Source organism: Stenotrophomonas sp. 86156_Sma (assembly GCF_056481625.1).
Genome location: NZ_CM151157.1, coordinates 784,216 through 809,109, shown reverse-complemented (window position 1 = coordinate 809,109; position 24,894 = coordinate 784,216). Strand labels below are relative to the sequence as shown.

Annotated in this window: 26 protein-coding genes; 16 read left to right on the top strand and 10 right to left on the bottom strand. The window is 67.8% G+C overall.

The window, feature by feature from the left end; genetic code table 11:
- Nucleotides 1–229: 229 nt before the first annotated feature.
- From ACZK33_RS03600 to ACZK33_RS03575, 6 genes are all read left to right on the top strand, one after another.
- Entirely contained in the window at nucleotides 230–1,978 is a 1,749-nt protein-coding gene (locus tag ACZK33_RS03600; protein WP_423175606.1) for a glutamine--tRNA ligase/YqeY domain fusion protein, read from the top strand.
- A 43-nt stretch (nucleotides 1,979–2,021) separates the two neighbouring features.
- A complete protein-coding gene (locus ACZK33_RS03595; RefSeq protein ID WP_423175609.1) occupies nucleotides 2,022–2,675 on the top strand; it encodes a hypothetical protein in 654 nt (217 codons plus the stop codon).
- A gap of 50 nt (nucleotides 2,676–2,725) precedes the next feature.
- Nucleotides 2,726–3,448 carry a DUF6348 family protein gene (locus ACZK33_RS03590; RefSeq protein WP_423175605.1) on the top strand — a complete coding sequence of 241 codons (723 nt, stop codon included), beginning with the start codon at nucleotides 2,726–2,728 and terminating at the stop codon, nucleotides 3,446–3,448.
- Between the two features lie 97 nt (nucleotides 3,449–3,545).
- Nucleotides 3,546–4,106, top strand: a complete 561-nt coding sequence (locus ACZK33_RS03585; protein WP_049398147.1) for a nucleoside deaminase — start codon at nucleotides 3,546–3,548, stop codon at nucleotides 4,104–4,106.
- A complete protein-coding gene (gene rlmM, locus ACZK33_RS03580; RefSeq protein ID WP_107431583.1) occupies nucleotides 4,090–5,157 on the top strand; it encodes a 23S rRNA (cytidine(2498)-2'-O)-methyltransferase RlmM in 1,068 nt (355 codons plus the stop codon). The genes ACZK33_RS03585 and rlmM overlap by 17 nt, the downstream gene beginning before the upstream one ends.
- Before the next feature lie 47 nt (nucleotides 5,158–5,204).
- Complete coding sequence (locus ACZK33_RS03575) at nucleotides 5,205–5,600, top strand: EF-hand domain-containing protein (RefSeq protein ID WP_032129912.1); 396 nt, start codon at nucleotides 5,205–5,207, stop codon at nucleotides 5,598–5,600.
- Nucleotides 5,601–5,811: 211 nt separating this feature from the next.
- Here the strand turns inward: ACZK33_RS03575 and ACZK33_RS03570 are convergent, their stop codons facing one another.
- Complete coding sequence (locus tag ACZK33_RS03570) at nucleotides 5,812–6,993, bottom strand: UbiH/UbiF family hydroxylase (RefSeq protein ID WP_423175603.1); 1,182 nt, start codon at nucleotides 6,991–6,993, stop codon at nucleotides 5,812–5,814.
- Nucleotides 6,990–8,198, bottom strand: a complete 1,209-nt coding sequence (gene ubiH / locus ACZK33_RS03565) for a 2-octaprenyl-6-methoxyphenyl hydroxylase (protein WP_423175601.1) — start codon at nucleotides 8,196–8,198, stop codon at nucleotides 6,990–6,992. The genes ACZK33_RS03570 and ubiH overlap by 4 nt, the downstream gene beginning before the upstream one ends.
- Nucleotides 8,199–8,304: 106 nt before the next feature.
- Here ubiH and ACZK33_RS03560 point away from each other — a divergent pair, with 106 nt between their 5' ends.
- The 10 genes from ACZK33_RS03560 (at nucleotide 8,305) to ACZK33_RS03515 (ending at nucleotide 18,179) form a co-directional block, all read left to right on the top strand.
- Nucleotides 8,305–8,889 (top strand): hypothetical protein, encoded by a 585-nt coding sequence (locus ACZK33_RS03560; protein ID WP_423175600.1) that lies wholly within the window; start codon nucleotides 8,305–8,307, stop codon nucleotides 8,887–8,889.
- 8 nt (nucleotides 8,890–8,897) lie between these two features.
- Nucleotides 8,898–9,452 carry a cob(I)yrinic acid a,c-diamide adenosyltransferase gene (locus ACZK33_RS03555; RefSeq protein ID WP_049460916.1) on the top strand — a complete coding sequence of 185 codons (555 nt, stop codon included), beginning with the start codon at nucleotides 8,898–8,900 and terminating at the stop codon, nucleotides 9,450–9,452.
- Between the two features lie 9 nt (nucleotides 9,453–9,461).
- Nucleotides 9,462–10,400 carry a histone deacetylase family protein gene (locus ACZK33_RS03550; RefSeq protein WP_423175599.1) on the top strand — a complete coding sequence of 313 codons (939 nt, stop codon included), beginning with the start codon at nucleotides 9,462–9,464 and terminating at the stop codon, nucleotides 10,398–10,400.
- An 89-nt stretch (nucleotides 10,401–10,489) separates the two neighbouring features.
- Complete coding sequence (gene lptD, locus ACZK33_RS03545) at nucleotides 10,490–12,970, top strand: LPS-assembly protein LptD (RefSeq protein ID WP_423175598.1); 2,481 nt, start codon at nucleotides 10,490–10,492, stop codon at nucleotides 12,968–12,970.
- Nucleotides 12,967–14,313: a peptidylprolyl isomerase gene (locus ACZK33_RS03540; RefSeq protein ID WP_423175597.1), complete on the top strand. Its 1,347-nt coding sequence runs from the start codon at nucleotides 12,967–12,969 to the stop codon at nucleotides 14,311–14,313. Before lptD ends, ACZK33_RS03540 begins: the two co-directional genes overlap by 4 nt.
- Nucleotides 14,314–14,316: 3 nt before the next feature.
- Nucleotides 14,317–15,297, top strand: coding sequence for a 4-hydroxythreonine-4-phosphate dehydrogenase PdxA (gene pdxA / locus ACZK33_RS03535; RefSeq protein WP_049398141.1), 981 nt, complete (start codon nucleotides 14,317–14,319; stop codon nucleotides 15,295–15,297).
- Nucleotides 15,294–16,097, top strand: a complete 804-nt coding sequence (gene rsmA / locus ACZK33_RS03530) for a 16S rRNA (adenine(1518)-N(6)/adenine(1519)-N(6))-dimethyltransferase RsmA (protein ID WP_032129904.1) — start codon at nucleotides 15,294–15,296, stop codon at nucleotides 16,095–16,097. Before pdxA ends, rsmA begins: the two co-directional genes overlap by 4 nt.
- A gap of 13 nt (nucleotides 16,098–16,110) precedes the next feature.
- Nucleotides 16,111–16,494, top strand: coding sequence for a Co2+/Mg2+ efflux protein ApaG (apaG, locus tag ACZK33_RS03525; protein WP_005412297.1), 384 nt, complete (start codon nucleotides 16,111–16,113; stop codon nucleotides 16,492–16,494).
- A gap of 15 nt (nucleotides 16,495–16,509) precedes the next feature.
- Entirely contained in the window at nucleotides 16,510–17,535 is a 1,026-nt protein-coding gene (locus ACZK33_RS03520) for a symmetrical bis(5'-nucleosyl)-tetraphosphatase (protein WP_121504905.1), read from the top strand.
- A complete protein-coding gene (locus ACZK33_RS03515) occupies nucleotides 17,532–18,179 on the top strand; it encodes a DUF1287 domain-containing protein (protein WP_032129902.1) in 648 nt (215 codons plus the stop codon). Before ACZK33_RS03520 ends, ACZK33_RS03515 begins: the two co-directional genes overlap by 4 nt.
- Nucleotides 18,180–18,268: 89 nt before the next feature.
- Here the strand turns inward: ACZK33_RS03515 and ACZK33_RS03510 are convergent, their stop codons facing one another.
- From ACZK33_RS03510 to ACZK33_RS03475, 8 genes are all read right to left on the bottom strand, one after another.
- Nucleotides 18,269–18,760: a dihydrofolate reductase gene (locus ACZK33_RS03510; protein WP_423175596.1), complete on the bottom strand. Its 492-nt coding sequence runs from the start codon at nucleotides 18,758–18,760 to the stop codon at nucleotides 18,269–18,271.
- Between the two features lie 13 nt (nucleotides 18,761–18,773).
- Nucleotides 18,774–19,337, bottom strand: coding sequence for a hypothetical protein (locus tag ACZK33_RS03505; RefSeq protein ID WP_423175594.1), 564 nt, complete (start codon nucleotides 19,335–19,337; stop codon nucleotides 18,774–18,776).
- Nucleotides 19,334–20,128 (bottom strand): thymidylate synthase, encoded by a 795-nt coding sequence (locus ACZK33_RS03500; protein WP_423175592.1) that lies wholly within the window; start codon nucleotides 20,126–20,128, stop codon nucleotides 19,334–19,336. The genes ACZK33_RS03505 and ACZK33_RS03500 overlap by 4 nt, the downstream gene beginning before the upstream one ends.
- A complete protein-coding gene (gene lgt, locus ACZK33_RS03495) occupies nucleotides 20,125–21,012 on the bottom strand; it encodes a prolipoprotein diacylglyceryl transferase (RefSeq protein ID WP_049422854.1) in 888 nt (295 codons plus the stop codon). Before lgt ends, ACZK33_RS03500 begins: the two co-directional genes overlap by 4 nt.
- A gap of 51 nt (nucleotides 21,013–21,063) precedes the next feature.
- Nucleotides 21,064–21,558, bottom strand: a complete 495-nt coding sequence (locus tag ACZK33_RS03490) for a TPM domain-containing protein (protein WP_032966445.1) — start codon at nucleotides 21,556–21,558, stop codon at nucleotides 21,064–21,066.
- Nucleotides 21,558–22,445 (bottom strand): TPM domain-containing protein, encoded by an 888-nt coding sequence (locus ACZK33_RS03485; RefSeq protein WP_154262366.1) that lies wholly within the window; start codon nucleotides 22,443–22,445, stop codon nucleotides 21,558–21,560. Before ACZK33_RS03485 ends, ACZK33_RS03490 begins: the two co-directional genes overlap by 1 nt.
- Before the next feature lie 3 nt (nucleotides 22,446–22,448).
- Nucleotides 22,449–23,069 (bottom strand): LemA family protein, encoded by a 621-nt coding sequence (locus ACZK33_RS03480; protein WP_032130538.1) that lies wholly within the window; start codon nucleotides 23,067–23,069, stop codon nucleotides 22,449–22,451.
- 535 nt (nucleotides 23,070–23,604) lie between these two features.
- Nucleotides 23,605–24,765, bottom strand: a complete 1,161-nt coding sequence (locus ACZK33_RS03475) for an MFS transporter (RefSeq protein WP_164079801.1) — start codon at nucleotides 24,763–24,765, stop codon at nucleotides 23,605–23,607.
- Nucleotides 24,766–24,894 lie beyond the last annotated feature (129 nt).

Sequence of the window (24,894 nt, the reverse complement as noted above, 5' to 3'; positions counted from 1 at the left end):
TACGCCCGGGGGCTGAATGGTGGTGGTGACGGCGCATGACCGTTCTGCCGGCCAGCGGCCGGCACTACCCAATTGCACGGCGATCCACATTCCGCCGGCCAGCGGCCGGCGCTTCCCGGAAGAGGGCCTGGTAGTGCCGGCCGCTGGCCGGCATCCCCACGCCCCACCGGGCAGCCCTGCCCGGTACGCGCTAGACTGTTGGTCTTTCTGCCTTTCTTTTCGCCGACTCATGTCCGAGCACACCCCCGCCAGCCCCGAGACCCCCGCCGACAGCCACGAAAAGCGCGATTTCATCCGCCAGATCGTGCGCGAGGACCTGGCCAGCGGAAAGCACCAGGCGATCAAGACCCGTTTCCCGCCGGAACCGAACGGCTACCTGCACATCGGCCATGCCAAGTCGATCTGCCTGAACTTCGGCATCGCCGGCGAGTTCAGCGGCGTCTGCAACCTGCGCTTCGACGACACCAACCCGGCCAAGGAAGACCCGGAATACGTGGCCGCGATCCAGGATGACGTGCGCTGGCTGGGCTTCGAGTGGAACGAGCTGCGCCACGCCTCGGACTATTTCCAGACCTACTACCTGGCCGCCGAGAAGCTGATCGAACAGGGCAAGGCCTATGTCTGCGACCTGTCGGCCGAGGAAGTGCGCGCCTACCGCGGCACCCTGACCGAGCCGGGCCGCCCGTCGCCGTGGCGCGACCGCAGCGTCGAGGAAAACCTCGACCTGTTCCGCCGCATGCGCGCCGGTGAATTCCCGGATGGCGCGCGCACCCTGCGCGCGAAGATCGACATGGCCAGCGGCAACATCAACCTGCGCGATCCGGCGCTGTACCGCATCAAGCACGTCGAGCACCAGAACACCGGCAACGCGTGGCCGATCTACCCGATGTACGACTTCGCGCACGCGCTGGGCGACTCGATCGAGGGCATCACCCACTCGCTGTGCACGCTGGAATTCGAAGACCACCGCCCGCTGTACGACTGGTGCGTGGACAACGTCGATTTCGCCCATGACGACACGCTGACCCAGCCGCTGGTCGACGCCGGCCTGCCGCGCGAAGCCGCCAAGCCGCGCCAGATCGAGTTCTCGCGCCTGAACATCAACTACACGGTGATGAGCAAGCGCAAGCTGATGGCGCTGGTCACCGAACAGCTGGTGGACGGCTGGGAAGACCCGCGCATGCCGACCCTGCAGGGCCTGCGTCGCCGTGGCTACACCCCGGCCGCGATGCGCCTGTTCGCCGAGCGCGTGGGCATCAGCAAGCAGAATTCGCTGATCGATTTCAGCGTGCTGGAAGGCGCGCTGCGCGAAGACCTGGACAGCGCCGCGCCGCGCCGCATGGCCGTGGTCGACCCGGTCAAGCTGGTGCTGACCAACCTCCCGGAAGGCCACGAAGAACAGCTGACCTTCAGCAACCACCCGAAGGACGAGAGCTTCGGCAGCCGCGAAGTGCCGTTCGCACGTGAAGTGTGGATCGACCGCGAGGACTTCGCCGAAGTGCCGCCGAAGGGCTGGAAGCGCCTGGTCCCCGGCGGCGAAGTGCGCCTGCGTGGTGCCGGCATCATCCGCTGCGATGAAGTGATCAGGGATGCCGACGGCACCATCACCGAGCTGCGTGGCTGGCTGGATCCGGAATCGCGTCCGGGCATGGAAGGCGCCAACCGCAAGGTCAAGGGCACCATCCACTGGGTCAGCGCCGTACATGGCGTGCCGGCCGAGATCCGCATATACGACCGCCTGTTCTCGGTGCCGAACCCCGACGACGAATCGGAAGGCAAGACCTACCGTGATTACCTCAACCCGGAATCGCGCCGCACCGTCACCGGCTATGTCGAGCCGGCCGCGGCCAGCGCCGCGCCGGAGCAGTCGTTCCAGTTCGAGCGTACCGGCTACTTCGTCGCCGACCGCCGCGACCACACCGAGGCCAAGCCGGTGTTCAACCGCAGCGTGACTCTGCGCGACACCTGGTCGGCCTGAGGACCTGCGCGGGCGCCAGCACGGCGCCCGCATGACCCCGACGATGATCACCGCCCTCTCCGTCCTGTTCTGGTTCATCTCGCAGCATCCGCTGCTGACGTTCTTTTCGGCGATGGTGCTGGCCGGGCTGGTCTCGTGGTGGCGGCGTTTTCCGGGCTACGCCATCGTGGTGTTCCCGCTGGCGATGCTCAACATCTTCCTCGGCCACTTCCTCAACGCCGCCTTCCTCAACGTGGTGGGCGAGCGTGGTGAAGCGGTGATCGTGAAGTCCGAGCGCACCAGTTCGACGATGAACGAGCAGTACATCTGGCGCTACGAAGGGGTGCTGCGTACCGCCGAGAGCCGCGACGTGGAAGTGGTGTTCCACACCAACACCGCCTCGCTGTGGCCGCTGGAGAACGCGATCCGCATCCCGGCGCCCGACCAGCCGTTCGTGGTCAAGTACACGCCGGGTTTCCCGCGCAACTTCGTCATCCTCACCAATGAATCGCCGCACGGCATCGCCCAGGCCCGGGCCAGCGCGCGCGAGCGGGTGGAAGTGGCGGCGCGCAAGCTGCACTTCAGCCCGGGCAATGCCGATTTCCGCGCGGACTATCGCCGCGAGCTGGAAACCTGGCTGCGCGACCACGGCAACGATCCGCAGCAGCAGTCCGACGCGCAGCGATATCGCGCCGAACTTGACGCGCTCGACCGCTAGATCCCCAGGCCTTGCCTGGATGTTCCACCCCATCCATCCACAGGCCTGACATGACCACGACCTCCACCGACCTCCTCCCGCTGCTGCAGCAGGTCCTGCAGGAGGCCGGCATCGCCAGCCACGTCGACGGCGACGCCCTGCTGCTGGACAGCGGCCTGCGCCTGACCCCGCATGCGATGGCCGCGCACGCGCGCGACAACGGCGGCTGGCAGACCTCTACCGTCATCGAGAGCCAGCATCCACTGCTGTTCGCAGATGGCCTGTTCGAGTACCAGCACGCCAACGGTGCCGATGAGCAGGCATCGCTGCTGTCCGGCTTCCAGACCTGGGTGCGGGTGGACCTGGCGACGCTGCAGACCGCGATCGGCGCCGAAGACGCGCAGGGCCTGCCGATGATGGGCCTGACCTATCCGGCCGGTGACGATGGCGAGGAACACGAGCGCACCGTGGTACTGGGGCCGCTGGCGCACTACCGCGCACAGGAGGTGGATGCCTCCACCTGCAGCGAGGACGACCACGGTTCCTGCCCCTGCTGCCTGTTCACCCGCAGCATGGAGGCCTTCGATGAGCTGCTGAAGGCCCGCCAATTCCTCGCCATCCGCCTGTTCGCCTCGCGCGATGCCGACGGCCTGTGCGAAGCCGACTGCCGGGTCAACGGCCACGACTTCGCCGCCGCCCTGCCCCTACTGCGCGCCTATGCCGCCAGCTGGCCGCAGGCCGGGCTGGAGTTCCGCAAACAGTACGTGGTGATCCGCACCGGCGCGCCGGGCTGACCCGCCGCCACACCCGATACAGGCCGGTGCAGCTACACTGCGCGCCGGTTTCCCAAGCAACCGCACCTTCTTCCATTCCCTACGAGGCACCCCCGCGATGCTGTACGCGCAAGTCCACCTGACCCTTCCCGCCTGGATTCACGACCAGATCGACCTGGATCGTCGATATCCGGGCGATGAGGCCAAGGTCGCGCTGGCGATCGAGCTGTCGCGGCTGAACGTCGAGCACGCCAGTGGCGGCCCGTTCGGTGCAGTGGTGTTCGGCCCGGATGACAAGGTCATCGCCGCCGGCGTGAACCGGGTGATGCCGCACGCGACCTCGCTGGCGCACGCCGAGAACATGGCCTACATGCTGGCCCAGCAGCGCCTGCAGACCCCGCGCCTGAACGCAGTGCTGGCGCCGGTCACCCTGGCCACCAGTTCGCAGCCGTGCTGCCAGTGCTACGGCGCCACCGTGTGGGCCGGCATCGACCGCCTGCTGATCGGTGCCAACTCGGCCGACGTCGAAGAGCTGACCCCGTTCGACGAAGGCCCGCTGCCGGCCGACTGGGTGGGTGAACTCAACAAGCGCGGCATCGAAGTGGTGCAGGGCCTGAACCGCGACGCCGCACGCAGCGTGCTGCGTGCCTATGGGGAAAGCGATGGCGCCCGTTACTGAGGCCGGCATCGGCCTGCTGTGCCTGTGCCGGCAGGGCTTCGAGCCCGAGCTGGCCGGCGAACTGCAGTTCCGCGCCGGTGAAGCCGGTTTCGCCGGTTATGCGCGCACCCAGCGCAATGATGGCTACGTGCTGTTCATGTGCGACGAAGCTGCGGCACTGGCGCCGCGCCTGCGCTGGCGCGAACTGATCTTCGCGCGGCAGAAGCTGGTGGTGCTGGCCGAGCTGCCGCAGCTGGACCCGGCCGACCGCATCACCCCGATGCTGGAGGTGCTGGCCGATGCGCCGCGCTTCGGCGACCTGTGGGTGGAGCATCCCGACTCGGACGCCGGCAAGCCGCTGTCCGGGCTGGCCCGTGCCTTCGGCAATGCGCTGCGCCCGGCGCTGCGCAAGGCCGGCAAGCTCACTGACAAGCCGAACGACCGTCTGCCGCGCCTGCACGTGGTGTTCGTCGACGGCACCCACGCCTTCGTCTGCGTAGCCGACCCGGCCGACAGCGCACCGTGGGCATTGGGCATCCCGCGATTGAAGCTGCTGCCCGAAGCGCCGTCGCGTTCGGCACTGAAGCTGGACGAAGCCCTGCTGACCCTGCTGGCGCCGGAAGAACGCGAAGCGCTGGCCAGGCCCGGCATGCGCGCGGCTGACCTGGGTGCCGCACCCGGCGGCTGGACCTGGGTGCTGACCCGCCAGCACATGCACGTGCTGAGCATCGACAACGGCCCACTGCGCCAGCACGTGCTGGACACCGGCCTGGTCGAGCACCTGCGCGCCGATGGCTTCCACTGGCACCCGGAGCAGCCGCTGGACTGGATGGTCTGCGACATGGTCGAGCAGCCGCGGCGCGTGGCCGAACGCATGGCCACCTGGTTCCGCGAAGGCTGGTGCAGGCACGCGATCTTCAATCTGAAGCTGCCGATGAAGAAGCGCTGGGACGAAACCCGCTTGTGCCTGGACCTGTTCCAGGAGCAGGCCGGCAAGCCGCTGGTGGTCCGCGCCAAGCAGCTCTATCACGACCGTGAGGAGATCACGGTACTGGCCTCGCCGCTGCGCTGAGGAACATGCCCGCCGGGCATGGCCCGGCGCTACCGAGGAAGGGAACCATGCGATACCACCCGCTCGCCATGCTGATCACCGTGCTGGCAGCCGCACCGGCCATTGCCCAGCAGCTGCCGCACACCCCTGCACAGAGCCAGCCACTGGGCCCGACCGGCGGCGCGATCCGCCAGCAACCGCTGGATGCCGGCCGGGTCAGCGGCAGCGTCGAGATTGCACGGCCGGCCGGCGAGGCACAGGTGACCGTGCGTTCGCTGGAACCGAGCAGCGTGGTCGGCCAGTACCGCATCCACTTCGCTGCGCTGGATGTGAACGGTGATGGCTTCATCAGCCGCGAGGAAGCGCAGGAGAATCCGGCGTTGGCCGATGAGTTCAATGCGTTGGACGTGAAGCGTCGCGGCAAGCTGGATCGTGCCGACCTGGCTGGTTGGCTGGTTGATTGATCCACCGGCGCGATCTTCATCCACGCATGGCGTGGATCTACTGGATCAACGGCGGTAGCGGAGCCCGCTTCTGGTAGGTGCCAACCTTGGTTGGCACATCCATCAGGCATCCTGGGCCCAGATGAGGCGAGGGTATTTCCAGCCTTGTGCCAACCAAGGTTGGCACCTACCGGAGCGGCGTTGGCACCTGCCAGAGCGACCTGTATTCCGGTCAGACCCCGGCGGCGCGCTTCCAGAACGCCTGCACCAGCGGCGGCCATTTGCCGACACAGCCCAGCGCGCGGCCGCGGGCCAGGGTCAGGTGCATTTCGTCGTTGGAGAACAGCCGATTGATCGCATCGAAACTGTGGGCGGCGATGTGGTTGTCGCTGCGCCGTTCTCGTGCCCAGCGCTGCAGGCGCTGCGGCGACAGCCGCGGCTGGCCGCGGCGTTCGGCCGACGGCGCCAGCCACTGCTGCAGGGCGGCGACATCGCGCAGGCCCAGGTTCACGCCCTGCCCGGCCAGCGGATGCACCACATGCGCAGCATCACCCAGCGCCAGCACGCGGCCAGCCACGTAGTGACGGGCCAGCTGGCGACGCAGCGGGAAGGCCGCACGCGGTGACGCCAATCGCAGTTCGCCCAGGCGCGCAGCGAAGGCGCGGGTCAGTTCGCGGTTGAAGGCGTCCTCGTCCAGGGCCAGTACGCGAGCCGCTTCATCCTCGGGCAGGGTCCAGACGATCGAACTGCGACGCTCGGCCACCGGCAGCAGCGCCAGCGGCCCGGTCGGCAGGAAGCGCTGCCATGCGGTGGCCTGGTTGGGAAGATCGCTGTCCACATAGGCCACCACGCCACGCTGGTGGTAGTCATGCTTTTCAACCTCGATCCCGGCCAGCTGGCGCAGGGTTGACTCGGCACCGTCGGCGGCCACCGCCAGCGCCGCTTCCAGGCGGCGCCCGTCATCCAGCCGCAGGCGCACGCCGTCTTCATCCTGTTCCAGCGCTTCCACCCGTGCCGGGCAGTGCAGCTGCACGCCCGCCGCCGGCAGCGCCGCCCACAGGCGATCCTGCAGCAGGCCGTTCTCGACGATGTAGCCCAGCTCACGACGGCCGAAGCGATCGGCGTCGAACAACAGATCCTCGCCACCCGCGGCATCCCACACCTGCATGCGCCGGTAAGGCCAGGCGCGGGCCTGCGCGATCGCCGGCCACACACCCAGGCGGTTCAACAGCTGCACGTTGTCAGCGGCGAAGGCGAACACGCGCAGGTCCGGCTGTGCGGCCTGCCACGGTGCCGGTTCGCGGCCTTCCACCAGCGCAACCGACAGGCCGGCATCGGCCAGCGCCAGCGCACACGCGGCACCGACCACGCCACCACCAACGATGGCCACATCAAGACGCGTGCGCCGGCTCATGCGGCTTCTCCGCGGCACAGGCGCGGCACGTCACCACGGAAGCCCATCGCACCACCGACCAGCATCGACTGCACCGACGCGCGCTGTGCGGCCACCAGGCCGAGGCTGCGCAGCGGCCGCATCAGCGGTGCCGGGTTGCTGGTCAATCGTGCCAGCCCACCGGAGAACGCCACCGTCTGCCGGCGATCTTCCTCGCGCCGCGCGACGTAGGCCTTCAGCAGCGCATCGCTGCCGGCATCCTCATGCGCATCCTCCAGCAGTTCGGCCAGGGTCAGCGCATCGCGAAGGCCCAGGTTGAAGCCCTGTGCGCCCAGCGGGTGGATGGTCTGCGCGGCATTGCCGAGCAGCACCGTGCGCTCACCGGCCAGCGCGCGCGCCAGCACCTGGATGAGCGGGTAGGCACTGCGCGGGCCGGATTCAAGCAGGCGGCCGGCACGCCAGCCGATCGCGCTCTGCAGGCGTTGCAGCCAGGCCGCATCGTCCAACGCCATCACCGCATCGGCCTGGTCGCGTGCAACACCGTGCACGGTTCCGAAGTGGCGGTCACCGCGCGGCAGCAGGGCGGTTGGGCCGGTATCGGTGAACCGCTCCCAGGCGGTGCCATCCGGCGCACGCTGGCTGCGCACGCGGGCCACGAACAGGGTCTGCTGGAAATCATGACGGTCGACCTCGATGCCCAGCGCGCCACGCACGCCGCTGGTGGTGCCATCGGCCCCGACCACCAGCCGTGCCAGCAGCACGCGCTCGCCAGCCTGGTCAGCCACCCGTACCTGGCGGTAACCATCGACCACCTCACCCAGCCCCAGGAACCGCATCGGCCGGTAACGACGCAGGCGCGGCAGTTCCTGCAGGCGCGATTCCAGCGCCTGGCCGAAATCACGCGCGACCACCACCTGGCCGAACCACGGCCGGTCGTAATCGGCCGCTTCGAGCTGCACACGGCCGAAATCGCCGGCACGACTGACATGGATGCGCCGGATCGGGCCCGGTGCCATCGCCAGCTTCTGCATCACCCCCAGCGCGGTCAGCGCATTGACGGTGGCAGCGGCGAAACTGAGATTGCGCTGGTCGAACACCGCAGGCAGCTCGCCGGCCGGGCTGGCCTCAAGCAGGCCCACGTCGCGGCCCAGGCGGTCCAGGGCGATGGCCAGGCTGGCACCCACCAGGCCACCACCGACAATCAGCACGTCATGTCGTTCACTCATGTGTTCATGATACGCGCTCGCCCCGACTGTACGCCGAACGGGCGGCACCTGCGCCAACCTGCGCGGCGGGCTAGAATGAAACCTGAATCCGCTCCGGGCCCCCACCATGTCCGATACCGCCAACCGCGCCTTCGTCCTGTCCGTACTCGTACTGCTGCTGGCGGCGACCCGGGTCAATCACTTCGCGGCCATTCCGGATGCCTCCTGGGCCGTGTTCTTCATCGGTGGCTTCTACCTGGCCCGCTGGACACGCTGGGCGTTCCCGCTGCTGATGGTGTTCGCGGTGCTGGTGGACTGGATCGTGATCCGCAGCAGCGGTCTGGATTTCTGGCAGCACTACTGCGTGTCGCCGGGCTACTGGCTGCTGCTGCCGGCCTACTTCTCTTTGTGGGCCGGCGGCATGCTGCTGGGCCGCAACTACCAGAGCGCGCGCTGGCCGGTACTGGCCAAGGGCGCACTGCTGCTGGTCGCCTCGGTGGCGGTCTGCCACCTGCTGGCACAGGGCGGTTTCTACTGGAGCAGCCGCAACGTGGTCGAGCCGACCCTGGCCGGCTGGGCACAGAACTACGCGCAGTGGTTCGGGCCCTACCTGCGCACCACGGCGATCTATGTGGCGCTGGCCGCCGCCCTGCAGCTGGCCGTGGAGCAGGTGCTGAAGCTCCAGCAGGCCCGCCGCGACATCCGCCACTGAGCCGCGCCATGGGTCATCGCCTCTCGCGCATCTACACCCGCACCGGCGACGACGGCAGTACCGGCCTTGGCGACGGCCAGCGCGTAGCCAAGGATGACGCCCGCGTGGCGTCCTACGGCACCGTCGACGAGGCCAATGCCGCGCTCGGCCTGCTGTTGGCCGCGCCCCTGCCCGAGGATGTACGCGCGCTGGTGGTGCATCTGCAGCACCAGTTGTTCGACCTGGGCGCCGAGCTGTGCATTCCCGGCCATGCCGCGATCCACGCCGCCGACGTCTCGGCCCTGGAACAGCAGCTGGACCATTACAACGCCGACCTGCCGATGCTGAAGGAATTCATCCTGCCGGCCGGCGGCGAAGCCGCCGCGCGCTGCCATCTGGCCCGCACCATCGTCCGCCGCGCCGAGCGCGAGACGGTCACCCTGGCCCGCCACGAGGCCGTGCGCAGCGAGGCGCTGCAGTACCTCAACCGACTGTCGGACCTGCTGTTCGTGCTGGCCCGGGTGCTGGCCCGTGCCGATGGCCACGGCGAAGCGCTGTGGCAGCCACAGCAGCGCCAGCGCTGAGTCGGCACGATGCTGGTCTATACCCACCCGTCCTGCCTGCTGCATGACCCCGGCCCCGGCCATCCGGAGTGCCCGCAGCGCCTGCAGCATGTCCTGGATGCCCTGCACGCCGCATTCCCCGGCCAGCTGGACTGGCGCGAGGCGCCGCCGGCCAAGTTCGGTGAACTGACCCGGGTCCACGACAGCGCCCTGCTCGACTTCGTGCTGCAGCCGCAGACCGTGCCGCTGCGCCAGCTGGACATGGACACCTGGACCTCACCCGGCTCGGCCAGTGCCGCCGTGCACGCCGCCGGCGCCGGCGTGGCCGCTGTAGATGCAGTAATGCTGGGCGAAGACCCGCTGGCGTTCTGCGCGGTGCGGCCACCGGGCCACCACGCCACCAGCAGCACCGCGATGGGCTTCTGCCTGCTCAACAACATCGCCATCGCCGCCGCCTATGCCCGCGACCGCCACGGACTGGAGCGTATCGCGGTGGTCGACTTCGACGTCCACCACGGCAATGGCACCCAGGACATCTTCCAGCACGATGCCCGGGTCTCCTACTACAGCACCCACCAGGCCGGGCTGTTCCCCAATTCCGGCCTGCGCCGCGACCGCGGTGCCGGCAACCTGATGAACATCCTGTTGCCACCGGGCAGCGGCGGCTTCCGCTTCCGCAACGTCTGGGCCGACGAGATGCTGCCAGCCATCGACGACTTCCGTCCGCAGCTGCTGCTGATCTCCGCCGGCTTCGACGCCCACCTGCGCGACCCGCAGGCCGATCTGATGCTGGAGACCGACGATTTCGCCTGGATCACCCGTGAACTGCATGCGCTGGCACGCCGTCACGCCGCCGGCCGGGTGGTCTCGATGCTGGAGGGCGGCTACGACCTGCAGGCCCTGGCCGAGTGCAGCGTGGCCCATGTCCAGGCCCTGATCACCCCCTCTGCGGGTGCCTCCGCCGGATGAACCCGAACCGGCAGGCTCCGGCGCCCTTCATTGCCCCTATGCAAGGGATGGGGCAAGCTACCGTCCGTTTTCGCCCGAATCCGAACCGCGTGCGCCGAGCCCTCCGCCTGCTTCCCCTGCCTCTGAGCATCGCCATCAGCCTGCCGGCGATGGCCGATGATAAGCCGCTCAACTGGGGCCTGTGCCCGGCCACCGACGTCATTCCCGCGTTCACCGACGCCCCCACCCCGGTCCCGGCCCAGGACAAGGCTGCTGCCGCAGCCGCCCGCGAGAACCAGCCGACCGACATCGAAGGCGACCAGCTGCTGGGCACCACCACGGTGCCGCAGTACGAGGGCAACGTGGCGCTGCGCCGGGGTGACCAGTTCGTCGGTACCGACAAGCTCAGCTTCGACACCGAGACCGGCAACTACATCGCCGACGGCAATGTCCGCTACCAGGACGGGTCGATCCGGATGGTCGCCAAGCGCGCCGAAGGCAACCAGGAAAGCGACACCCACAAGATCTCCGACATCAAGTACCAGCTGGTGTCGCGCCGGGGCAACGGTGATGCCGAGTCGGTCGACCTGCAGGGCGCGGTCGGCCAGATGCACCGCTCCACCTACACCACCTGCGACCCGTCGCAGCCGGTGTGGAAACTGTCGGCGCCGCAGATCGAAGTGGACAACGACGAAGGCTTCGGCACGGCCCGCAACGCCGTGCTGCGGATCGGCAAGGTGCCGGTGCTGTGGGCGCCCTACTTCAAGTTCCCGATCGATGACCGCCGCAAGACCGGCCTGCTGTTCCCGCAGCTGGGCATGTCCGGGCGCAATGGCTTCGATTATGCGCAGCCGATCTATTTCAACCTGGCGCCGAACTACGACGATACCCTGACCCCGCGCTACATGAGCCGGCGCGGCCTGCTGCTCGACAACGAGTTCCGCTACCTCTACAACGGCGGCCGTGGCGAGGTGCTGACCAGCTACATGCCCAACGACAAGCTGCGCGACCGCGACCGCGGCCGGGTGATGTTCGACGGCTACCACAACGTGAACAGCCACTGGCAGGCCCGCGCCAACCTGGCCTGGGTGAGCGACGAACGCTATGTCGAGGACTTCGCCAACCGCCTGGTGGGGGTGACCGCCTCCAACCTGCAGAGCACCATCGGCCTGTACGGCACCGGCCAGAACTGGACGGCCGGCATCATGGCCGACCGCTGGCAGCTGACCGACTACACCCTCGACGAGCGCGCCCTGCCCTACAACCGCGAGCCACGCCTGTTCTTCAACTGGAACAAGCCGGTGCTGCCGTGGCTGGAAACCGGCATCTACACCGAAGCGGTGCGCTTCACCCACGACGACGTCAACTTCAAGTACGACGCCAGTGCCGGCACCGACCTGCAGTACACCCGCAACGGGCAGGTGCAGCGCATGTTCGGTGGTTCGCGCCTGGACGTGAAGCCCTACGTGTCGTTCCCGATCAGTGGCGCAGCCTGGTACGTAACCCCGACCCTGGCCTACCGCTACACCGCCTATGACCTGGATCGCGGCCTGGCCGACAGTGTCCGCCGTACCGTGCTCACCTCCCAGGGCATCGATCCGAACACCGCCACGCCCGAGCAGCTGCGCGGCAATACCTCGCCCAGCCGCAGCCTGCCGATCGGCAGCCTCGATGCCGGCCTGTTCTTCGACCGCGAGACCACCATCCGCGGCAAGTCGTTCCTGCACACCCTGGAGCCGCGCCTGTTCTACCTGCGCACGCCCTACCGCAACCAGGACGAGCTGCCGATCTTCGACACCCGTGACTTCACCTTCAGCTGGGGCCAGCTGTTCCGCGACTCGCGCTATACCGGCGCCGACCGCCAGAACGATGCCAACCAGCTGACCCTGGCACTGGGCACCCGCTTCATCGACCAGACCACCGGCAAGGAACGCTTCTCGGCCGCGATCGGCCAGATCCAGTACTTCGACGAATCGCGGGTGAGCACCTCGCCGGGCGGCGCGCCGGTGGAGAAGGGCAAGTCGGCATGGATCGCCGACGGCAACTACATGATCAACGACCGCTGGACCCTGGGCGCCACCTACCAGTGGGACCCGAAGTACAAGCGCGAAGATCTGGCCAGCGTCCGCGCCCGTTATCTGATGCCCAACGATGGCGTGATCAACCTCAGCTACCGCTATCGCATCAATGCCGGCGCCCCGGCAACCGCCAACAAGCATGACCGGACCCTGCTGGAGCAGGCCGACCTGTCGTTCCTGTACCCGCTGAATGCGCGCTGGAGCCTGGTGGGCCGGTATTACTACTCGCTGCAGGACAAGGAACCGCTGGAGATCATCGCCGGCGTGCAGTGGGACAGCTGCTGCCTGGCCGTGCGTGCAGTGGCCCGCCGCTACGTGCGCAACCGCGAAGGCGACATGAACAATTCCATCCAGCTGGAGTTCGTCCTCAAGGGCCTCAGCTCCATCGGCCAGGACACGGACCGTACGCTGCGCCGTGCTATCCTCGGCTACAACCGCGACGACCTCTATCTCGTGCCGCCCAGCAACACCGGGGCGACCCGGGATGACTACGATCCGAATCAGATCCCATGACCAAGCGCTTCCCCGTTCTTCTCGCCTCCCTGCTGGCGGTGTCCAGCGTGTCCGCCCCCGTGCAGGTGCTCGCGCAGGAGGCGCAGCCGTTGGACCGCATCGCCGCCGTCGTCGACGAGGACGTGATCCTGCAGAGCGAGCTCCAGCGTGCGATCGCCAACATCAAGGCGCAGTACGCCGGCCGTGAAAACCAGCTGCCGCCGGAAGACGTACTCAGCCGCCAGGTGCTCGAGCGCCTGGTGCTGGTCAAGCTGCAGGTGGCCCGCGCCCAGGGCAGCGGCATCCGCGTCAGCGACCAGGAGCTGAACCAGGCGATGAATGCCATCGCCCAGCAGAACGGCTCGAACCTGGATGCACTGCGCCAGCGCCTGGCCCACGACGGCATCGACTTCAACGATTTCCGCGCTTCGGTGCGCGATGAAATCACCGTGCAGCGCCTGCGCCAGAGCTTCGCGCAGAGCCGCATCAGCGTCAGCGAGGGCGAAGTCGACGCCGCCCTGAAGCAGCAGGCCACGGTTGGCAACCAGTACCACCTGGCGCACATCCTGATCGCCCTGCCCGACGGCTCCAACGCCGACCAGATCGCCACCGGCCAGAAGAAAGCCGAAGGCGTGAAGGCCCTGCTGGACAAGGGTGAGCTGGACTTCAACGCCGCCGCCGTGCGTTATTCGGACAGCCCCAACGCGCTGGAAGGCGGCGACCTGGGCTGGCGCAGCCTGGACGAAATCCCGCAGGCCTTCGCGCAGATGATGGAAAAGATGAAGCCCGGCGAAGTGGTCGGCCCGATCCGCGGCCCCAGCGGCTTCCAGCTGCTGAAGCTGGTGGAAGTGCGTGATGCCAGCGCCGCCAGCGGTGGCGAGCACACGGTCACCGAGTACCACGGCCGCCACATCCTGGTGCGCGTGGACGATCACCAGACCGACGCTGCCGCCAAGGCCAAGATCGATACCCTGCGTGCCCGCATCGCCGGTGGCGCGGACTTCGAGACCGTGGCCAAGGAGTCCTCCGAGGACAACAACAGCAAGGGCCAGGGCGGCGATCTGGGCTGGTTCCCGGCCGACGCGTTCGGTCCGGCGTTCGGCCAGCAGGTGTCCGGCATCCAGGACGGCGGCGTCAGCCAGCCGTTCCGCACCGATGCCGGCTGGCACATCGTGCAGCGCGTGGGCACCCGCCAGACCGACGTGACCACTGACAACCAGCGTGCCCAGGTCCGCGAGACCATCGGCCGCCGCAAGCTGGAAGACGAGTACAACCGCTTCCTGCAGGAACTGCGTGGCGAAGCCTACGTCAGCTTCCGCAGCGGCGACCGCGCGGAAAACACCGCCACGCCGCCGCAGTCCTGACCGATGCGCCCCGAGCTCGCTCTGGTACCGGGCGAGCCCGCCGGGATCGGCCCGGAGCTGTGTGTCCGCCTCGTCCAGCAGCCGCGTGAAGATTGCCGGCTGCTGGCCTTCGCCGACCCGGATACCCTGCGCGCGGCCGCGGCCGCGCTGAACCTGCCCCTGCAGCTGTTGCCCGAGGACGCCGAAGCACGCGTCCCCGGCGATCTGCGTGTGCGCGTGGTGGCCAATACCGTGCCCAGCCACTTCGGCCAGGCCAATCCGGCCAATGCCGGCGCCGTCATCGGCGCCCTGCTCGGTGCCGGCCAGGCCTGCCTGTCCGGTGAACTGCACGGCGTAGTCACCGGCCCGGTGCACAAGGCGGTCATCAACGAAGGCGGCATCGCCTACAGCGGCACCACCGAACTGCTGGCCGACCAGGCCGGGGTGAAGGTGGTGATGATGCTGGCCAACCACATCGTGCGCGTGGCCCTGGCCACCACCCACCTGCCACTGCGCGAGGTGGCCGACGCGATCACCGCGCCCGGCCTGGAACACACCCTGCGCACCGTGCACGCTGCGCTGCGCCGCGAATTCGGCCTGCCCGCGCCACGCATCGCCGTGCTCGGCCTGAACCCGCATGCCGGTGAAGACGGTCATCTGGGCCGCGAGGAACTGGACCTGGTCATCCCGCTGCTGCAGCGCCTGCGCGCGGAGGGCATGGACCTGATCGGGCCGCTGCCGGCCGATACCGCCTTCCTGCCGGCCAAGCTGGCCGGCTTCGACACCGTGCTGGCGATGTACCACGACCAGGGCCTGCCGGTGCTGAAGTATTCGGGCTTCGAGCAGGCGGTGAACCTGACCCTGGGCCTGCCCTACCCGCGCGTGGCGGTGGACCATGGCACCGCGCTGGACCTTGCCGGCCGCGGCATTGCCGATCCTTCCAGCCTGCAGGCGGCAACGACGCTGTGTGCGCAGCTTGCGCGGCAACGTACACTGAGCGCATGAATTCCCCGCATTCCCCCTCCGGCCCGGTGTTCACCGCCCCGGCCAAGAAGCAGCTTGGCCAGCATTTCCTGGCCGACCGCCACTACATCGACAAGATCGTGATGGCGGTCAACCCGAAAGACGGTGACCGCCTGGTCGAGATCGGCCCCGGCCAGGGCGCGATCACCCTGCCGCTGCTGCGCGTGCATCCGAAACTGACGGTGATCGAGTTCGACCGCGACCTGATCGCGCCGCTGACCGCCGCCGCCGAGCCGCTGGGCGAGCTGACCATCGTCCACCGCGACGTGCTGCGCGTGGACTTCACCGAGCTGGCTGTCGGCCAGCCGATCCGCCTGGTCGGCAACCTGCCCTACAACATCTCCTCGCCGATCCTGTTCCATGCACTGGAGCATGCAGCGGTGATCCGCGACATGCACTTCATGCTGCAGAAGGAAGTGGTCGACCGCATGGCCGCCGGCCCCGGCAGCAAGGTGTACGGCCGGCTCAGCGTGATGCTGCAGGCCTACTGCCAGGTGACCTCGCTGTTCGTGGTGCCGCCGGGCGCGTTCCGGCCGCCGCCGAAGGTCGATTCGGCCGTGGTGCGGCTGGTGCCGCGTGACCCAGCCACGATCAACATCCACGACCATAAGCGTTTCGCCGAGGTGGTCAAGGCCGCCTTCGGGCAGCGCCGCAAGACCCTGCGCAACGCCCTGAACAACGTGGTGTCCGCCGAACAGTTCGTTGCCGCCGGCGTGCGTCCCGATGCCCGCGCCGAACAGCTGGACGTGGCCGAATTCATCGCTTTGGCCAATGCCTCCTGATTACACTGCCGGTATGGAAGACGCTGACGTTTATGCCATCTCCGTCGAAGTCGCACCGCGCTTCCTCGACGATCAATCCGCGCCGGAAGACGGGCGCTATGCGTTCGCCTACACGATCCGCATCCACAACCAGGGGCGTGTTGCCGCGCGCCTGGTCGCACGCCACTGGCGCATCACCGATGCCAACGGCCGCGTCGAGCACGTCGATGGTGACGGGGTGATCGGCGAGCAGCCGCGCCTGCGTCCCGGTGAAGACTTCCATTACACGTCCGGTGTCATGCTGGGGACCGATCACGGGACCATGCAGGGCCACTACGACATGGTCGCCGACGACGGCACCGAATTTGCCGCGCCGGTCGCACCTTTCGTGCTGGCCATCCCGCGTACCCTGCACTGACACGGAGGCCGAACGATGAGTGTGTGGGCGATCGGCGACCTGCAGGGCTGCTATGACGTCACCCAGCGACTGCTGGAGAAGATCCGTTTCGACCCGGCGCAGGACACCCTGTGGTTCTGCGGCGACCTGGTCAACCGCGGTGGCCAGTCACTGGAAACGCTGCGGCTGGTGCATTCGCTGCGCGAGCACAGCGTGGTGGTGCTGGGCAACCATGACCTTTCGCTGCTGGCCGTCGGTGCGCGCACCGAAGAGGAACAGCGCAAGGTCAACCCGGACCTGCTGCGCATCGTGCAGGCCGAGGACCGCGACGAACTGCTCGACTGGCTGCGCCTGCAGAAGCTGGTGCACGTGGACCGCGAGCTGGGCTGGATGATGGTGCACGCCGGCCTGGCGCCGAAGTGGACCACGCAGATGGCCGAGAAGCATGCAGCCGAAGTCGAGGTGCAGCTGCACGGCGCCGGCTACCGCAAGCTGTTCCGCAACATGTACGGCGACAAGCCGAGCTGGGCACCGAACCTGTCCGGCTACGACCGCTCGCGCGCGATCATCAACGTGCTCACCCGCATGCGCTACTGCACCCCGCGCGGGCGTATCGGCATCGAGGACAAGGGCACGCCGGGCACCCAGGAACAGGGGCTGTATCCCTGGTTCGAAGTGCCGGGCCGGGTCGAGCGTGACCTCAAGGTCGTCTGCGGCCACTGGTCGGCGCTGGGCCTGACCATCACCCAGGGCGTGCACGCCATCGACACCGGCGCGGTCTGGGGCGGCAAGCTGACCGCGATCCAGCTCGATACCGATGAACTGCGCGTGGTGCAGGTACCAGGCCGCGATGTACCGGCACCCGTGCCCAACGCCCGCCCGCCAGCGCGCCCGGCGCACGAGCGCCCGGCTGCACCGGCGCAGGGCAAGGAACAGGGCGGCGGCAATGCTCCGGCCGCCAACCCGGGCAACCGCGGCCCGCGCCGTCGTCGTCGCCGTGGGGGCGGTGGTGGTGGTGGCTCCGGCGGTCCCAACAACAACAGCACCCCGCCGCAGGCATGACGCGGCACGGCTGGGCACCATGGACGGTGCTGCTGCTGACGCTGGCCCTGGCCAGCGGCTGCCAGCCCGGCTCGCCGACTGCTCCCACGGCTGCGGACAGCGCTGAACGCACACCGACGCCACCACAGGCGCCTTCGCCGCCACTGGTGGCTGCGGCGCGCGCGCAGATCGGCGTCACCACCCGCTACGACCCTGCCTATCAAGTGCTGGCCTATCCCGGCGGCGACGTGCCACTGGATCGCGGCGTGTGCACCGACGTGGTGGTGCGCGCCCTGCGCAGCCAGGGCCTGGACCTGCAGGCACGCGTGCATGAAGACATGCGCGGCAACTTCAGTGCCTATCCGGCGATCTGGGGCCTGTCACGGCCGGACCGCAACATCGATCATCGTCGTGTACCGAACCTGATGCGCTGGTTCGAACGGCAGGGCTGGCAGCAACCGATCACCGCCCTCGCCACCGACTATGCGGCCGGTGACATCGTTGCCTGGAAGCTCAACGGCAACGGCCTGCTGCATGTGGGCATCGTCTCCGACCGGCAGCTGGCCGATGGCACGCCGCTGGTGCTGCACAACATCGCGCGCGGCACCCGCGAAGAGAACCTGCTGTTCCGGCACGCCATCATCGGGCATTACCGGATGCCGTAGGCAATCCTGTAGAGCCGAGCCATGCTCGGCTACGGGATGTGTCCGGCAACAGCAGCCGAGCATGGCTCGGCTCTACAGATGCGCAGCGATCAGCGGCGCACGTAGTGCACGAAGCGGAACGCGTACGCGTGGCGTTCGTCGGCCGGGTGCGGCTCGCTGCTCACTTCCTGCCAGTCCTGCGCATCCACTTCGGGGAAATGCGTGTCGGCGGGCACTTCAGCATTCACCCAGGTCAGGTACAGGTCACTGGCCTGGTCGAGCAGCTGGCGGAAGATCTCGCCGCCGCCGATGATGCACAGCTCGCTGGCGCCCTCGCCTTCGGCAATCAACTTCGCTTCGTCCAGCGACGCCACCGCACGCATGCCCTCGAACGGCACCTGGCCGCTGCGGGTCAGCACCAGGTTGGTCCGCCCCGGCAGCACGCGGCCGATCGACTCGGCGGTCTTGCGCCCCATCAGGATCGGCTTGCCCAGGGTGAGCGCCTTGAAATGCTTGAAATCATCCGGCAGGTGCCAGGGCATGGCATTGCCCTGGCCGATGCCACGGTTGCGGTCCAGCGCCACGATCATCGACAGCTTCATTGCTACCACCTCCTCAGCTGGCGTCGATCTGCAGGCGTTCGCAGGCAGCGTTCGCGGCACTGGCGGCCTGCAACGCCGCAGCCAGCGCAGGGCTGGACGTGGTCTGCTCATCCAGGCCAGCGAGGATCTTCTGCTTCTGCGCCTCTTCGATCTCCTTCAGGCCCGGTCCCGACAGGATCTCTGCCGACAGCGCAGCGATATCGTCGCTGGCGCCGCGCACCAGGAACGCTTTCAGCTGGTCGTTGGAATAGACGGTGGCCAGACCCTGTTCAAGCTCACGCTGATACGCCGGGTTCTCGACGCCCGCCTTCAGGTGCTCGGTCATCGCCGTGTACATGCCGGTTACCGCCTCACGCATCTGCGCCCGGCAGCCTTCCGGAACATCCTGGGGCAGCATCGTGCTGCCGTTGAATGCTCCGGCGAACGCCTGCACTTCCTCGCGCATGTGCTTGTGCACGATCTGCTCATTGACCTGCCTGGCCAGCGACAGCGCATCGGCCGGTCCGGCCTGCACCATGGCCAGCGGCAGCAGGCCGCACAGCGCCAGCAGGCCCCTGGAAATCAGGCGGGTACTCATACCGCCACCGGCGCCTTGATGGCCGGATGCGGATCGTAGCCGTCGATGCGGATGTCGTCGAACTGGAAGCCGAACAGATCGGTCACCTCCGGGTTCAACCACAACTTCGGCAGCGCGCGCGGTTCACGCGACAGCTGCTCGCGCGCCTGCTCGAAGTGGTTCGAATACAGGTGCGCATCGCCCAGCGTGTGCACGAAGTCGCCCACGCCCAGGCCGGTGGCCTGCGCCACCATGTGAGTCAGCAGCGCGTAGCTGGCAATGTTGAACGGCACGCCGAGGAAGATGTCGCCGCTGCGCTGGTAGAGCTGGCAGCTGAGCTTGCCATCCACCACGTAGAACTGGAACAGGTTGTGGCACGGCATCAGCGCCATCTGCGAAAGCTCGCCCACGTTCCAGGCGCTGACCACCAGCCGGCGCGAATCGGGGTTGCGCTTGATCTCGTCCACCAGCCACTGCATCTGGTCGATCTCGCCGCCATCGGCGGTGGCCCAGCTACGCCACTGCTTGCCGTAGACCGGGCCGAGGTCGCCGTTCTCGTCGGCCCACTCGTCCCAGATCCGCACCTGGTTGTCCTTCAGGTAGCCGATGTTGGTGTCGCCCCTCAGGAACCACAGCAGCTCGTGGATGATCGAGCGCAGGTGCAGCTTCTTGGTGGTGACCAGCGGGAAGCCTTCGTTGAGGTCGAAGCGCATCTGCCAGCCGAACACGCTGCGGGTGCCGGTACCGGTGCGATCGCTCTTCTCCGCACCGTGTTCCAGCACGTGCGAGAGCAGGTCCAGGTAAGCCTTCATGCCTTGCCCTCGGCAGCTACCAGCGGCTGCGGCTGCAGTACCGGCGCGCGGCGCGACATCACCAGCAGCACCAGGCCGAAGGCGATCAGCGGCAGGCTGAGGATCTGGCCACGGGTCAGCCAGTCGAAGGCCACGTAGACGCCGTTGTCGGGCATGCGCACAAACTCCACCGCGAAGCGGAACAGACCGTACATCAGCGCGAACAGGCCACCGACCAGGTAGCGATGACGCGGCTTGGCCGACACCGTCCACAGCACCACGAACATCACCAGCCCTTCCAGCAACGCTTCATACAGCTGGGAGGGGTGGCGTGCGAACTGATTCAGCGCGCCGGTGGCGAACTGCGCCTGCAGCGTCGCATGGTCCAGCTGGTTCAGCGGGGCAGGCAGGCCGGACGGGAACACCACGCCCCAGCTACCGTCGGTGTACTTGCCCCACAGCTCGGCACCGATGAAATTGCCGATACGGCCGAAGCCCAGGCCCAGCGGCACCAGCGGCGCCATGAAGTCCATGGTGTCGAAGAAGTGCAGCTTGTGCTTGCGCGACCACCACCAGCAGGCGGCAATCACGCCCAGCAGGCCGCCGTGGAAACTCATGCCGCCATCCCACACCTTGAACAGCAGCAGCGGGTTGTGCAGGAAATCGCCCAGCGCGTAGAACAGCATGTAGCCGATGCGCCCGCCCAGCACCACGCCGAGCATGGCGTAGAACAGCAGGTCGGAGAAGCCGTTGGCATCGACACCCGGCAGGCGCCCGTCAGCGATGCGCTTGCGGCCCAGCAGCCAGGCCGCAGTGAAGCCGAGCAGGTACATGATGCCGTACCAGTGCACCTTGATCGGCCCCAGCGAGAGGGCGATGGGGTCGATGTCGTGGAAATAGATCATGGAAGGTGCCTTGCGGTTGAACGCCTATTCTCGGGCCAGTGCCGCCCCGGCTCAACCAAGGAGCTGGGGCGAGTTCGGCAACGCGTCATCGTTCGACCGCGTCGAGGCCGGAAAGTGCCCTTCGATCAGGCTGGAGACCTCGTCGATGGCATCCTGCAGCGCTTCCACCGGATGGGAACCACGCAGGCCCTCGCGCAGGTGGGTGCAGACCCGCTGCCACTGCGCCGGACTGACCCGGCCCTGCAGGCCCCGGTCGGCGACGATCTCGATGGCGTGGTCAGCCAGCAGCAGGTAGATCAGTACACCGTTGTTGTGGGTGGTATCCCAGGTGCGCAGGCGGGCAAAGGCATGCTCGGCAGCCTGGCGCGGGGTGACCTTGTGCCACAGCGCGGCCAGCGGCAGGTCCGCTTCCACCGCGAACATCACCTGCCCGCCGTGGCGCTGCTCACCGGCCGCAATGGCCTCGGTGATCGCCTGCAATGTGGCGGGCGGGAACGCGCGCCGTACCGACGGCGAAAACACGTGCCGACATAGACGTTGGATCATCACCAGCCCCCCGAAGCACCGCCACCACCGGAGCGGCCGCCACCGCCACCCCAGCCGCCGCCACCACCAAATCCACCGCCCCCACCGAAGCCGCCTCCGCCGCCCCAGCTGCCACCGCCCCAGCCGCCGCCACCGGCAAAGCGGCCCGGATGGCCGGAGAGCATGGCCACGATCAGCCCTACGATGCCCGCCAGGCCACTGGCCAGCAGCGTGGACGTGAACAGGAACGCCGCCAGCGCTGCACCGGCGCCGCCGAGCAGGCCTCGCAGCGGTCGCGGCACGCGCGAGAACACACCGCGCAGGATGCTGCCGGCGAACACACCGATGAACAGCGCCAGGAACCAGGTATCGCCACCACCGCTGGGCTCACGCCCGCGATGGCCGCTGACCGGTGCCGGCAGCGTTTCGCCGTCGATCAGCTTGACCAGCACCGCCGTGGCGTCGGTGATGCCACCGGCGTAGTCGCCGCTGCGGAAGCGCGGCACCAGGTATTCCTGGATGACCCGGTTGGCGATGGCATCGGGAATGGCGCCTTCCAGACCGTAGCCCGGCTCGATGCGCACGCGCCGGTCGTCCTTGGCCACCACCAGCAGCACCCCGTCATCCACGCCCTTGCGGCCGATCTGCCACTGGTCGAAGACCCGCGTGGTGTACTGCGCGATGTCCTCCGGCTGGGTGGTCGGCACCACCAGCACCTGCAGCTGGCTGCCCTTGCGCTGCTGCAGTTCGATCGCCTGCTGCACCAGCGCCTGCTTCTGCGCGGCATCCAGCGTGCCGGTGGTATCGACCACCGGCGAATCCAGCGCAGGAACCGGCGCCAGCTGCTGCGCATGCGAGGCCAGCGGCAGCCACAGCAGCAGGGCCAGCAGCGCAGAGGCCAGGCGCATCGATCAGGTCCCCGGCTGCGGTGCCGGCTGCTGCTGCGGCGCGTTGCCGAAATCGACCGCCGGCGCGTTGGAGATCTGCGCTTCGTTGTCCACGGTGAAGTTCGGCTTGGTCTTGTAGCCGAAGATCTTGGCGGTGATCACCTGCGGGAACGAGCGGATGTAGGTGTTGTAGTCCTGCACCTGCTGGATGTAACGGCCACGGGCGACGGTGACCCGGTTCTCGGTACCTTCCAGCTGCGCCTGCAGGTCGCGGAAGTTCTGGTTCGACTTCAGTTCCGGGTAGTTCTCGGTGACCACCAGCAGACGCGACAGCGCGCTGCCAAGTTCGCCCTGGGCCTGCTGGAACTGCTTGAGCGAGGCTTCGTCGTCGGCATTGACGTTGATCTGGCCGACACGCGAACGGGCGTTGGTCACTTCAGTCAGCACGCGCTCTTCCTGGCTGGCGAAGCCCTTCACGGTCTGCACCAGGTTGGGCACCAGGTCGGCGCGACGCTTGTACTGGTTGATGACCTCCGACCAGCTGGCCTTGACCGCTTCATCCTTCTGCTGGATGGCGTTGTAGCCGCAGCCGGAGAGCAGGGAGGCCAACAGCATCAGGGGCAGGACACGGGTGAACAGGCGCATGGTGGAGGTTCCGGGTGGGCTTGGCGCCGAGCATGCCATGGTTCGGGTGAAAGACCGGCCATCGGGCGCCGCCCCCTCCGCGGTGGTTGGCGGGTTCTCTGTGGTTGGCCGGGAGGGTGGGTTGGCTGGGGGGCGCTGCAAGTACGTCCATGTAAGCTCGATCGCCGCATCCATGCGGCTCACGCCCCCAGCCAACCCACCCTCCCGGCCACGGACAATTTCCTGCGCACCGCGGGAAGATCACAAAGAAAAAAACAAAAGCAAAAGCCGGTTCTTCAGGCATTCGTGTCGACCAAGGTCGACACCTACCAAAGCAGAACGACGTTCCGACAGACCGCGGGAATCTGTCGAAGGCGGGGTGGGTCCGGTTGAGGGGGCGTGAGCCGCATGGATGCGGCGACCGAGGCTACATGGACGTATTTACGCCGTCCCCCTCAACCGGACCCACCCCGCCAACCCTTGGAATGCAGGCTCTTGCTGTTGCTCTGGATTCTGCGGGTGCAGGGCTGCAAGCCCTGCCGGAACCCCACATCACTCAGCAAGCCTCAGCCACCGTAGTGCGCGGACGCCCCAGCCACGCCAGCAGCAACCCTGAGGCCGCCAGCAGGCCACCGGCCACCGGAATCGCGGCATAGCCCAGGCCCGAACTGATCACCGCACCGCCCAGCGCCGCACCCACCGCATTGCCCAGGTTGAACGCACCGACGTTGATCGAAGACGCCAGGCCCGGCGCCTCGCTGGCCGCCTGCATCACCCGGATCTGCAACGGCGGCACGATGGCGAAAGTCGCCGCACCGAACAGCAGCACGCCCAGCGCCGCCGTGGCGTGATTCATGAAGGCCAGCGGCAGCACGAACATCAACACGGCCAGGACCGCCAGCAGGATGCGGGTGGCACCATCCAGCGACCAGTCGGCCATGCGCCCACCGATGCCGTTGCCGAAGGTGAAGCCGATACCGATCAGCGCCAGCGACATCGCGATGAAGGCGTTGGAGGCACCGGTCAGTTCGGTCAGCACCGGTGCCACGTAGGTATAGAGGGTGAACATCGCTCCGGCGCCAAGCACGGTGGTAGCCATCGCCAGCAGCACCTGCGGCTGCAGGATCGCTCTCAGTTCGCGGCGCACGTCCGGGCGCGGCCCCGGCGCGGATGCCGGCAGCGCGAGGCCGAGCGCGGTGATCGCGACCAGGCCCAGCACCGCAGTACCGGCGAAGGACAGACGCCAGCCCAGCTGCTGGCCCACCCAGGTGGCCAGCGGCACACCGCCGATGTTGGCGATGGTCAGGCCCATGAACATGGTGGCCACGGCGGCAGCCTGCTTGTCCTTCGGCACCAGGCTGGCGGCAACCACCGCACCGATGCCGAAGAAGGCACCGTGATTGAGGCTGGTGACCAGACGCGACAGCAACAGCAGGCCGTAGTTCGGGGCCAGTGCCGAGAGCAGGTTGCCGACCACGAAGATCGACATCAGCAGCATCAGCGCGGTGCGCTTGCCAAACCGTCCCATCAGCAGGGTCATCACCGGCGCGCCCAGCATCACGCCCACGGCATAGGCGGTGATCAGCATGCCGGCGGTGGGAATGTTCACGCCGACGCCGTCGGCAATGACGGGCAGCAGGCCCATCGGCGCGAATTCAGTGGTGCCGATGGCGAAGGCGCCGACGGCAAGGGCCAACAAGGCGGCTCTGGAGTTCATGGGGTCATCCTGCGTGGGGCAGGTCCTGGAAAAGAGCGCGTAGCCTGCGCGCTTTGCTGCCGCGGATTAAGCCTCGCCCCGGGAAAACACTGTTGACCCCAATTCACAGCTGGCGGGAACCTCCCCGCC